Genomic DNA, 11,938 nt, shown 5'->3' with positions numbered 1-11,938 from the left:
ACTTCTTGTCAAACAATATTATACCAATATAGTATTATGCTAGCATCTGCATAGAGCTATTTGGGAATAGGTGTGAACTTTGTCTTCTTTCAATATTTGCTATTCTTCTGTGGATATATGCTGCTTTATTTATCAAGACAAAGTATACCAATTGCTCTACCACTGTTAATAGATACTGACCATGTAAAATTAAGCTATTTTTTTGCCTGCTTTTCTTTTTTTTATGGAGTATCAAAATTCGTTAATGGAATAATCATGGACTCCAAAAATAATCCATTATTTATGTTTGGGCTATGCAATATTGCAACTGGATTATTAACCATTGGTATAACTTTATCATATAATAATCTAACTTTATTACTGTTAACATTAATATTATTAGCTTGGACACAAGGGTTAGGTTGGCCAGCTATTACCAAGTTTATGGTTACAAACTCTAGCATCTCTTCAATTGCATCATCATGGGGAGTTATGAGCGCATCTCAGCAACTTGGTTCTTGTATTACTTTAATTGTATTACCAAGTATAATTAAAATATATGATGCAAAAAGTGCATTTTTGTACTCTGGTCTCTTATGCTTACTTTTTGGAATTTATATAATATTAAAAGCATATTACAAAGAAAGTGCCAACTTTACTACCTATTATAAGGTGCAGAAATCTCAGATAGGTGTCAAAGTGAAAAGTTCCATATGGTTTCTATGTTGTGCTACTTTTTGTGCTTATATTATAAAAATGGGAATCTTCTTTTGGTTTCCTATAATTTTAAGGGATAAATTACAAATTTCTCTTGTACAATCCTCACTAATAACAGGCGTATATGATTTAGGTGGAATCCTTGGAACTTTAATCACAGGAAGAATTAGTGATATGTACTTTTTTCAAAATAGAAGCTTGCTGGCATTACTTTACATGTTGGGTATAGCACTCACTTTTATTGCAATGAACTTTGGCCAAAACATAATTCTTATGAACCTTGGTGCAATCTTATCAGGATTCTTTATATTTGGAGTTCAAGTACTGACAGGTGTTATAGCTGTAGAAATTGCTCCACAAAATAATGTATGTGCAATTGTAAGCTTAACAGGATTATTTGGGTATATTGCAAGTTCAATATTTTCATGTCTGCTCTTAGGAGTACTTGTTAAGCACTGTGGTAACAGTATTATGTTTTCATTTTTTTCCATTTGCTCTGTTGTTGCACTCGTTTGCTTTTCCATACTATCAAGCAAAGATCTTAAAAAACTAAGTAAAGCGGTGTAAAAAAAATTTCTCAACCGTTAAACTTTGTAGATAGATTTTTTACCCAAGGAATAAATATGGTAACCATATCTTAGTAATAGCTCGCTATCTAATAAATTACGGAAATCAAAAATATTAGGTGCAGCCATAATACTCTTTAAACTTGCAAAATCTTGATTTTTAAATTCTTTCCACTCCGTTAATAATAATAAGGCTTCCGCGTCTCTTGCAGCTCCTATAGCGCTGTCCGCGTACTCTATATCCTTTAGAACTTGCCTAGCATTATCCATCCCCATTGGATCATATGCAGTAATTTTAGCCTTGTTATTCACTAGCAATTTTGCAACGTCTATAGCTGGGCTATTTCTTACATCATCAGTACCAGACTTAAAAGTTAGCCCCCATATCGCTATTTTTTTATTTTGGACTCCATTTAATACATATTCTACCTTTTTAGCAATGTTTGTTATATGATTATAGTTAGATTCCTTAACTGAATTTAAAATTTGTAGCTTGACATTGTGATCTTCAGCAAGCCTTATTAAAGCTGACAAATCTTTAGGAAAACATGATCCTCCAAATCCTGGACCAGCTTTGAGAAATTCCTTACCTATTCTATGGTCCATTCCCATACTGTTAGCTAAAAGGTCAATGTCTGCTCCTAATAGCTCACATAAACCTGCCATCTCATTGATAAAAGCAACCTTTGTTGCTAGAAAAGCATTAGAAGCATATTTAATCATTTCAGCAGTAACTGTATCAGTGACTATTAACGGAATATTCTTATCTATAAATGATCTATATATAACTTCTAGTTTTGCCCTAGCTAGCTTAGTTTTTACTCCTATTATTATCCTATCTGGGTATAAAAAATCTGATACTGCAGAGCCTTGCTTGAGAAACTCTGGATTAACTCCCAAATCAAAGTTATAGCCCTTATTAGATAAATAATTATGTATATTTTCTGCAGTACCAGGAGGAATAGTTGACTTTATCACTATTAAGCAATCTTGATTAACCCTCTCAGAAACTTCACTTACTGCATTATATACATTCTTTAAATTTGCATTTCCTAGGGAGTCTGATGGAGTATCTACAGTTACAAATACTACTTCTGTATTGGGATTTATTTGAGAATACGAATCAAAAAATCTTATCCTTTGTGACTTTATATTATTCTCTAAATAATCTGCTAATCCAGGTTCATATAGAGGAATTTTCCCTGATTTCAAAAGTTCAATCTTCTCAGTATTTATGTCAATGCAATCAACTTTATGGCCCTGCTCCGATAACATTGTACCAGATACTAAGCCTACATACCCTACTCCTATAATAGTTATGTGCATTTTACTATCACCTTAAAAATGTAGCTTAGCATCTAAAATAAATACCATTAACAATTATAAACTTTTGTTGTTACATTATTTTTCTTAATTGCCTTACCTTCCGAATAAGCTATAAATAAGGTTGATGGTATTAATATCAAAGTACCATATAAAGCACTTTTATCAGGTAATTCATTAAATATAACGTATGTTACTATTGCAGAAATTATTAGCTCTATGTATCTATACGGTGCAAGTGCAGTAGCATCAGTAAGAGCAAAAGCTTTTAACATGAAGAACAGAATTAGGTTTGAACTTATTCCTAAAATCAGCAGTAATACTAACTCCAACAAGGAAGGCATATGCCAATAAAATAACAAAGGTGGAGTAGAAAAAATAGTTGTCGTTAGAGCTGAATAAAATAACATACTTATTACTGACTCTTTTATCACAAGTTTCTTATTAAGTATGTCTAATATAGCAAAGATTAACGCAGATACAATAAAAATAAGAATTTTAGGATTAAAATCTTCACTATGAGCTTTGGTAGTAATAGCAATACCAACAAAGCCAATAACAGTTACTATCCATCTTTGCCAAATTATATTTTCGTTTAGCAAAGGGATTGCAAGAAGTATAACAAATAATGGTATAGAAAAACTTATAATCGTTGCAGTTACTATGGGGAAAACAGTCAACCCGTAAGTCCATAAGGTCATTCCACAAAACAACAACCCACCCCTGGTTATTTGAGTAGATATTTGACTTGTTTTAAAAGTTTCTATTCCATAGTAAAACATAAAAGGTACAAGGGTAATAGTGGTAAACAGAAAGCGGAAAAAAATTATTTCAAAACTCTGAAGATGTAAACCAAGATATTTTGATATAGTATCATTAGCTACACTACTAAGTAAGCTAAGTATAAACCATCCAACTCCAAGTAAGTAAAACCTTAATTTGTGATTCATAAAGTTCTTACAAAAATTTCCACAACATAACTTGACTTTAAAAAGATTAACAATACAAAGGCTTTCTTCTACCTACTGTTTAACCATATTCATGAATATTTAGTAAAAAAAATATTATATAAAATTTGGCTTAATTGTATAGTTTTAATAGACTTGAAGGTAGAGATACTGACAGATTTGTTTTAATATATAATAATATTTGCAAATACAATCACAACTATCACCTTCACCTATGTGGATAATACCATAACTGAAAACATCCAATGCAAATTAGCAGCAAAACTTTACCTCAATTATGAAAATGCTTCAGTTGAATCAGCCAAACAATAAGTAAATTTTTAGAGATAAGTATATAACTACTTTCACTTATATATTATTTCTCAGCTGTTTTTAACACATTTCCAACTCATCAGCAGTTAGGCCACTTGCTCGCACAATAATATCAAGAGCAACACCTGCCTTTGCTAGATTTTTCGCAACTTTGATCTTTTCTATTTTTTTAACTTTTTTCTTGCCATTTTTCATACTTTCAGATAGGGATTTGACTAGTGATTCTTGTTCTCTGTACTCATCCATTAAACTCAATAGCTTTTTGCTTTCTCTTGTTTTAGGTAGCAGAACTTTAATATTCACTGATAATGCTCTTGCTATTTCATATAATTTATCAAATGAGATGGCAGTATATCCTTTTTCATATTCGTGTATTTCCTTGAGCGTTAAATCAACTTTATCCGCCAAATCTTTTTGAGTATATCTTCTTATCAACCTCCATTCTCTTATTCTTTGCCCTATTCTGTAATATATAGAATCAGTGTAAATTTCTTGTTCTGTATCATTATACTCGTAAATAGATAAGCCCGTTGCCTGCGAGATTATGTCAACTGAAACTCCTTCTTTCACTAGATTTTTTGCTATCTCTAATCTAGCCTCTTCTTGATTAATTTTTTCGCTAATATGAACAAACCTGACTAATGAAGGTACTATTTTGCCTAACTTTTGATTCTCGTATATTTTTGTTAGATAGAGTATTTCTTCGTCTTCATCTTCATACTCTCTTACTGTTATTGGTTTAGGTAACAGATCTACAGCATTAACTGACAATACTCTTGCTATTACATATAGTACTTCAATTGGAATAGGGCTATATCCATTTTCATAACTGTTTACTTCTTGGTATGTTAAACCTATTTCACTTGCTAATTCTATTTGAGTATGCCCTCGCATTAACCTGCTATTTTCTATTTTTTGTCCTATTTTATAACTTATAGAACTAATATCTCTTACAGAAACAAACATATATACCTTACTTAAAAACAAATTTTCATGCAATTTGATCAGCGGATAAGCCGATTATTTGCAAAATGATATCAATAGAAATTCCCCCTTTTACTAGATCTCTTGCAACTTTGATCCTTTCCGCTTTTCTCACTTTTTCTTCACAAATCCTTATACCTTCAAACAGAGATTCTCTTAATGCATTACGTAGTTCTTGGCTCTCAATTTCTTTGTATTCTTTTATTAAATCAGGTAGCTCATTTTCTACTATCTCATCTTCTTCTATGAGCAGATCTGTAATGCTAATCGATAATGCTTCTGCCATTTCATATAATTTATCAAGTGGAACAGCAGTCCTTCCTTGTTCATAGTTGCTTATTTCGTGACGTGTTGTATTCATTTTCTCTCCTAAATCTTTTTGAGTATACTCTCTCACTAGCCTCCATTCTTTTATCTTTTTTCCTATTTGGTAGTAGATAGAACCAACTTTTTCTTCAACACATTCATCAGCAGACAGACCAATTGTTTTTGCAACAATATCAACAGAAACTCCTGCTTTAACCAGACTCTTTGCAATTTTTATTTTTTCCGATTTTCTACTACTTTTCTCACTAACTTGGACAAATTTGGTTAGCAAACAAAACATCTTACGTAACTCCTGATCATTAATCTTTTTATATTCTCTTACTAGATCTAATATTTCTTCTCCCTCATCTTCAAGACAGATTTTTGATACAGGAATAAGATCCGTAATACTGATTGATAGTGCCTCAGCTATAGCATATAACCTTTCAATTGGAACTCTACGATTCCCTTTCTCATATTGCAGTATTGCCCAGTACTTTACACCAACCTTCTCTGCTAAATCCTTCTGAGTATACCCTCTCTCTAACCTCCAACTTTTTACTTTTTGTCCTACTTCATAATCTAGACTTTTTTCCACGCAAAAAACCATATATATAATATTTTCTACTATAGCTCAAAGGCTCCAGTAAACTCTGGAACCTTAAAATAAATGAATTAAAGTTCCCTAAAGGTTTCTTTACTACCTCCACATACCCTATCTACCCATGAAGACAATACTTCATCATTGCCAATCTCTTTTATAGCATACTTTTCACTCCATATGCCACATCTAGTGAAATTACCTTTCTCTACTGCTTCTTGAAGTTTCACTCCTCCAAAAAGGCAATTTTTTCCTATTTCTTCGCCTCTTTTTTGTAACTCAGCCCACATTTCCTTGTTTTCTACTCTCACTTGCACCTGATTTGCATCTTGGTACAATATGATATTTAGCTTGCCAGCGCTTGTAGGAAATTCTAATACAATAGAGCTTCCATCTGACATATCGGTATAGTTTCTTATACCTCCCTTCTCACTTTTAACCTCAACTGCATTATTACCAATTTTTAAAATATTACTTCCTAACTCTCTCAGTATTTTTGCTACCTCTACCTTGCTATTATCAGAAAATTCTATATAGTTATCTAAGTGGGAAAAGTCGCCTCTCCCCACTCGACTTCAGAACCGTACGTGAGACTTTCGCCTCATACGGCTCCTCTATAATTTGGTGCTTGTCATGCACACTTTCTATGTAATTCATCGTGACAATGTCCATGTAACAAGGATAAATTCTTTTTCATATTATTACGTCTGTTTCGGTCAATATGATGTGTTTCTAAGATATCATCATTTTTAAACCAAAGTTGACAATGACCACATTTACCTTGTTGTAACTTCAACAATTTTATTACTCTTGGTAGTTTATCTGGTATCTTCCTTAAACGATTACCCCAATAAACCCAATCGCCATCATATGGAGACTTGGTTCCTTTCACTTTGACATGCCTTTTAATAGCATGATCTCCGTGCTTAATAAGAAGAACTTTGTTATTTGTCATAAATCGCCAATTATCGTTTTTATACTTTTTAAAGTATTTATTTTTAATCCAGTATTTTCCTTTGGTTGGGTGCCTGTAGACTGCCCACTTCCAGATGTTTCTAAACATTACACTGTCAATAAACCTAAAGGTCTTGTTTGACACAACCGAAGAATAATATTTGCTCCACCCTCTAGTAATTGGGTTAAGCTGTCTTATTACTGTTTCTTGTGTTGATCCTCTTAATCCTCTAATCTTATGTTTTATAGTGAGTGTATGCTGTTTTCTGGATTCACGACTTGGTTTGACTAATAATTTATAACCCCTCTTATTATTTTTCGTAGAGTAATGCCTTATTGAGAAACCAAGAAAATTAAATCCTGGCTTTTCTCCATTTTGAGTATGAGAAATCTTTGTTTTTGAAGGTTTCAATTCTAGTCCAATGGTTTTGAGCCATTCTTCAACTATCATTTTTGCCTTCAGAATGATTTCCTTACTCTCATGTATGATGATAAAGTCATCTGCGTAGAAAATTACACTTAATGAGCTTTTTGCTTCTCTACTGCTTGCAACACCACATTTCATCTTCCTATATTGAAGAAGTTCACTCCATAACGTTTCTTTGATATATTGTTCTAATCCATTTAATGCAACACAAGCAAGTAACGGTGAGATCGTCCCTCCTTGAATTGTACCACGTTTTGTGGATTCAAATTTTCTGTTTTCCATTACTCCAGCTCTTAACCATCCTTTTATAATTCTTCTAAAGGTTGGTGTAGTGTTAAGTTTTTCCAACAGAGCATTTTGATTAATATTATCAAAACATCCAGAAATATCAGCATCTAAACAGTACGCTGTTTTCCAATTCAGTGAATTAAATATGGCTTCAATAGCATCATGACATGACCTACCAGGTCTAAAACCATACATGTTCGGTTCAAATCCTACCTCCCACTCTGGCTCTAGTGCCATTTTCATAAGTGTTTCTTTTGCCCTATCTGAGATAGTAAGTATACCAAGAGGGCGATATTCTATTGGTTTTCCAGGTTTTGGAATCCAAACACGTTTTGATGGTTTCGCTTTTTCTCTAACATTTAAAGAATATGCTAATTGCAATCTTTCTTTATGATTAAGATTTGCTTTTCCATCAATACCTGCAGTTTTCTTCCCTCTGTTATCTTGAGTTACTTTTCTGACAGCAAGTAGTTTTGCACTTATTGAATTGAGTAATAATCTTTGAAGTTTATGTACCTTCTTCTTATCATTACATATTGCAGCTTGGTAAATTCGCTTTTGTAGCTTAAATACAAATTTCTCAACTTTACGCCAAGGAATTGTATTCCATTCATACCTAACAAATTGTTGGTCTATAACATATTTACTACTATTCACCACTTTACCTTCCAAATTATAGTGTCCACGTCTGCATATCCCAAATATTACTTTGGGCATTAGCTTCTTGGACAATCCCTCCAATGTAAGTGCTTATGGCTGGCTGCCTACTTACATTCAAATGAATATAAGAGCACCTATATGGTTATCCCGTTTCACGATTTTGTTTCGTGTTAGACTTAGGTTCTTACTTTTTACCGGAAGCTGAGAACATCTATAATCAAAGACATCTAACTTTAATTCCTCGTATGCTTCATACCATTTTGGTCTATGCGTAAAACAACCTTAATTTCGCATATTCAATATAACGACAATTCAATCATAAGTTTCTCTCGTAACCATATCTAACTCTGTTTGCAGGAGTTTGCTATAAGGTTTAGCATTACCTGCTTTTATCTCATGCTTGCATCCTAAAGGTTGCCATTCTTTAAAATGTGAGACATACATTATCCCTGATGTCTAGGGAAGATGGAATCTCACTGCCATTAAGTTAAGGAAAAGTGATGAACTGTATTATAAAATCAGGTAAGATTCACAAATTAAAAGAAGTAATGACATGAGTAAAAAAAAGAATAATCATGTTTATAAAAAATAAATTGATGAGTTTAAACTTTATAAACGCACACAGAGCATCCTCAAAAGACTTCTCACGAAAAAGAAAGCTGCCCTTCGTTAATGTATTTCTCCTGATTTTTAGAAAGAGTGTAAAGTCATTACAAGTGATGCTTAATGAGTTTGTTCTGCATACAAGAAAAGATTATACAATTACGGCAAGTGCATTTACTCAAGCAAGAAAGAAGCTAAAACATACTGCGTTTTCAGAGTTAAATGATGATATAGTTTCCCTATACTACCAAGATCAGGAATTTAAAACCCACCATGGCTTCAGAGTACTTGCATTTGATGCTTCAATACTGATTCTGCCAAAGAGCGACAAAATAATAGGTGAGTTTGGCTCAAGAGCAGTATGGAATGGAATCCAGAGATTTGAAGACTATACAAGTGCAACCTTTGAAGTTTGCTACGATGTGCTAAATAATATTGCAATAAAATCTGTGCTAAGTAGAGGTGACAGCTATGAGGTTGATTTAGCAATCGGTATGCTTGAATCCATAAAATCAGACGATTTGTTAATCTGTGATAGAGGATACGTATCTTATCGATTTCTTGCTGAGCTTACAGGAAGGAAAATCAATTATATAATTCGCTGTTCAAGTTCGTCTTTCAATGAAATAAACACTATGTTTAAGCCGGAAAGCCCATCTAGTACGGTGGTAGTGTCTACCGCACCTATTAAAGTAGCAAGACAGCTACGAAAGCTAGGATTACCTGATGAGATGAAATTCAGGTTAGTCAAAATAATACTTTCTTCTGGCGAAGTTGAAGTGTTAGTAACATCTCTGTTAGATGAGAAACGTTTTACAGTTGAAGAGTTTGAGAGATTATATTACTTGCGCTGGGGAGTAGAAACATTTTTTTCTAGGCTGAAGGGAAGATTAAATTTAGAGAATTTCACAGGAAAAAGTATTGAAACTATCAAGCAGGATTTTTGGTCAACTATCTTCATCAGTAATCTAGAAAGTATCATGATAGAAGATGATGAAGAGACATTGAGCTCACAGAATAGTAAACTAAAAAAAAGCATCAATAAATCTGTCTCATTTAATGCGATTAAAAACTTAGCCTTTGATATTTTTTCTACAGAGTCAGACATAGACTGCATTATGTATCGACTATCACAGTTATTTTTGATGAACACTTTAGTGGTGAGAAAAGGGAGAAGAGTTGATCGTCATAAGATATCTGATATTCGTTCACTCAACTACCAGAAAAGAGCTAGAAAACATGTGTTTTAAATTCAAGATATCTTTTCAGTATCATTGCATTAGTACATTCTTTGCAAAATAACCTGCAATTATTACTTTTTTAAATAACTTGCACTTTTCAGACTCCCTTTTCTTAAAAATTCACCCTAGTATTTACCATAATTATCAATCACTTCAAATTTTTTGTCCAATCTTAACTTCTCTTTCCCTTAACTTAATGGCAGTGGATGGAATCTAACCATCACAAAATCGCAACTTCGGGTCGCACAAACATCCTATTATCTATTTCCACGTCTTCTATGATTCCTTCATTTTCAATAGCACTTTCACCGATTTCTCTCAGTTCTTTAAGCCACTCATCTATCTGTGGACGAATCTCTTGATAGAGTTTGTTATGCATTTCACTTATTCCCTTATCCTGCAATAGATCGTAACTGAATATTGCTCCATTTAGCATCAATTCACATATTATATCTTCCTTCTCATTTTCTTTGCATTTGATCAAAGGCATTTTCGATATTACTGTATCAGCAAAACTCTTCTGCCCTTCGCTATACGCATTTATCCTGATTCCAGCACTTAGTGCTTGGTCTATAGTCTTGTTCAGTTCTTCTACGCTTTTTGCCTTTACCACTCTACTTTTAAACCACCTCAATTCTGCATTTTCACTTGCACTTGGCTCTATCTTGCTTAAAGATGGAATAAACGGATTTTGACGATTTGAAGATTTTTTGTTATAAACCTCACGTCCTTCTCCAAGATTGATTGATTTTTCAGAAACATCGCTAGGGGAAGGCACACCTTCAGGCTTCTCAAACCTGCTTTTATCATCAAATATTTTCGGATCAGTCTCGTCTAAAAGTATAAGCTGCTGATTTTTTTTGCTAGTACGCCTAATAGCACTATATAGTCCTTTTGGTAACTTTTTAGAATCAATGATTAACTCATAAGTATTTCCATCCATATCATCAAATGATACTGCTTTTTTAGTAGTCATATAACCTCTCATATTAAGCATATTATTCAAGTCTATAGAGCAATTTATTGCTTTATAATTAACTTAATACGCAAATTATAAAAAGATCTTGTATATTCTGCAACTATTTATAATAAAAGAATAGCTTTATCAGGACTTTTATTCTTTAACTACAACTTAATATACAAACTATACAAAGATCTTTTATATTTTGTAATTCTCCAATACAGATTCTTGACTAAGTCTTTTTGCTACTTGATTTTATATTTCATTGTGTAGCCAAACTTCTCAAGCAATTGAAATTTGGTTTATAACAGCTCTCTTTCCTTAAAACTGCAATATCCTTTGTCTGTCATAATAATGTGATCCTCTAACTCAATTCCCACTCCTTGACATGCTGATACTAATTCTCTAGTCATTACTTTATCATCTTCTGATGGTTCTAAACTCCCCCCTGGATGATTGTGAGATAATATTATCGATGCTGCTTCCATTGATAACGCCTTTTTTACCACTTTCCTTTCAGATAAGTGTACTTCATCTATTGTACCAAAATACACTTCATCTCTTATCAAACGGTTCTGCTTATCCAAATATATTATCAGGACAGCTTCTTTTGCTGAAAAGCCTATGTTTACCCTTACATACTCTATCAGCTTTTCTTGGCTATCCATTACAGGGCCTCTCTTTAACCCTTCTCTGAGTGCTCTTTTATAAGCTTCTTTAACACATTCAATTGCTGCGGCTGCATGTTCGGTCATTCCTTCTATCATTTTCAGATCATCGATTTCTCGTCCCAAAATTTCTCCTATTCCTGGGCAGTTATCCATTAGAGTTTTAGTAACATCTTGTGCTTGCTTTCTGTCGTGAACTGCTCCTAGAAGCACTGACACTATCTCACGATCAAATAGAGCACTTCCTCCTCCACTCTGTAATACTCTCTCTATTTCTTCTGTAAGTTTTTCACTATTATTCATAAAATATACTCCTCGTTAATAACAAATTGTTTTTAATTATTTACTGCTGTTTTTTTATCAGCATTGGCATAGAGCCA

At 33.0% G+C, this 11,938-nt stretch carries 9 protein-coding genes and 1 pseudogene; 2 read left to right on the top strand and 8 right to left on the bottom strand.

What is annotated here, in order from left to right; translation table 11 throughout:
* Nucleotides 1–117: 117 nt before the first annotated feature.
* The gene (locus tag OPR42_RS01960; RefSeq protein ID WP_019236557.1) at nt 118–1,263 is read left to right on the top strand and encodes an MFS transporter; all 1,146 of its coding nucleotides are present in this window, start codon (nt 118–120) and stop codon (nt 1,261–1,263) included.
* Between the two features lie 17 nt (nt 1,264–1,280).
* Here OPR42_RS01960 and OPR42_RS01955 read toward each other — a convergent pair whose 3' ends face one another.
* The 6 genes and pseudogenes from OPR42_RS01955 to OPR42_RS01930 form a co-directional block, all read right to left on the bottom strand.
* Complete coding sequence (locus tag OPR42_RS01955) at nt 1,281–2,588, bottom strand: UDP-glucose dehydrogenase family protein (RefSeq protein WP_019236556.1); 1,308 nt, start codon at nt 2,586–2,588, stop codon at nt 1,281–1,283.
* A gap of 47 nt (nt 2,589–2,635) precedes the next feature.
* The gene (locus OPR42_RS01950) at nt 2,636–3,535 is read right to left on the bottom strand and encodes a DMT family transporter (protein WP_264375757.1); all 900 of its coding nucleotides are present in this window, start codon (nt 3,533–3,535) and stop codon (nt 2,636–2,638) included.
* 390 nt (nt 3,536–3,925) lie between these two features.
* Entirely contained in the window at nt 3,926–4,831 is a 906-nt protein-coding gene (wmk, locus tag OPR42_RS01945) for a WO male-killing family protein Wmk (protein WP_265041655.1), read from the bottom strand.
* A gap of 25 nt (nt 4,832–4,856) precedes the next feature.
* Nucleotides 4,857–5,765, bottom strand: a complete 909-nt coding sequence (gene wmk, locus OPR42_RS01940; RefSeq protein ID WP_265041654.1) for a WO male-killing family protein Wmk — start codon at nt 5,763–5,765, stop codon at nt 4,857–4,859.
* Nucleotides 5,766–5,830: 65 nt separating this feature from the next.
* Nucleotides 5,831–6,295, bottom strand: a pseudogene (locus OPR42_RS01935) (hypothetical protein); the annotation flags it as partial.
* Nucleotides 6,296–6,387: 92 nt separating this feature from the next.
* Nucleotides 6,388–8,142, bottom strand: a complete 1,755-nt coding sequence (locus tag OPR42_RS01930) for a reverse transcriptase domain-containing protein (protein ID WP_214303292.1) — start codon at nt 8,140–8,142, stop codon at nt 6,388–6,390.
* A 518-nt stretch (nt 8,143–8,660) separates the two neighbouring features.
* Here OPR42_RS01930 and OPR42_RS01925 point away from each other — a divergent pair.
* Nucleotides 8,661–9,938: an IS4 family transposase gene (locus OPR42_RS01925; protein ID WP_265041416.1), complete on the top strand. Its 1,278-nt coding sequence runs from the start codon at nt 8,661–8,663 to the stop codon at nt 9,936–9,938.
* A gap of 211 nt (nt 9,939–10,149) precedes the next feature.
* Here OPR42_RS01925 and OPR42_RS01920 read toward each other — a convergent pair whose 3' ends face one another.
* Entirely contained in the window at nt 10,150–10,905 is a 756-nt protein-coding gene (locus OPR42_RS01920; RefSeq protein ID WP_265041652.1) for a hypothetical protein, read from the bottom strand.
* A 287-nt stretch (nt 10,906–11,192) separates the two neighbouring features.
* Nucleotides 11,193–11,861, bottom strand: coding sequence for a JAB domain-containing protein (locus OPR42_RS01915; protein WP_264704329.1), 669 nt, complete (start codon nt 11,859–11,861; stop codon nt 11,193–11,195).
* Nucleotides 11,862–11,938 lie beyond the last annotated feature (77 nt).

Origin of the sequence: Wolbachia endosymbiont (group B) of Melanostoma mellinum, assembly GCF_947251465.1 — a bacterium.
GTDB lineage: Bacteria > Pseudomonadota > Alphaproteobacteria > Rickettsiales > Anaplasmataceae > Wolbachia.
Note: the sequence above shows the minus strand (reverse complement) of the source record. Positions and strands in the feature narration are given on the sequence as shown.